1 protein-coding gene is annotated in these 527 nt (G+C 32.4%); it reads left to right on the forward strand.

Going from position 1 to position 527, the window contains the following annotated elements; all coding sequences use genetic code 11:
• Positions 1-15 precede the first annotated feature (15 nt).
• On the forward strand, positions 16-527 hold a 512-nt coding region (locus CO726_RS31285; RefSeq protein ID WP_099686857.1), incomplete at its 3' end, for a hypothetical protein.

Consider the following 527-nt stretch of genomic DNA (forward strand, 5'->3'; position numbering starts at 1 on the left):
GAAAGGTGAATGTAAATGAATATTAATTCCCTAAGTAACAATGTAGTAGAAAAATTAGAACAAACGGTGCGCTATGAAAAGAAACAAGTTCAGGTATTACGTGTGAGTAAAAGTAGCTCAAATGTACATGCTTACATGATTTTTCCGGAATTCTCAGAGGTTAAAATTTCAAATACCGAACTGGATGAATATATAGAGAACCTGTCAACAAGCGTGAAGTATGTCATTGATCGTAAGTTGAGTCAACAAGAAATCGAAAAACAAAATCATTCTTTCATTATGACGTGTGAAGTCGAGGAAGATGGTGTGATAGATGATGAAACGATTCATTTTAATACGACGTATGTGAAACCACCAACAATTGCAAAGAAAGTATTTAAGTTAGTGTGTGGATTAGGAAATCGTCTAGATAGCCTAAAAGAGTTACATATCACAGTACTAAATAATAATATTAATCGAATTGAAATAGAATTTTACAATGAAAATGAAACATACATTGCAGTAGAGAAGGAAGAAATTGCGAATGC

The organism is Bacillus fungorum (assembly GCF_002746455.1).
Lineage (GTDB): Bacteria > Bacillota > Bacilli > Bacillales > Bacillaceae_G > Bacillus_A > Bacillus_A fungorum.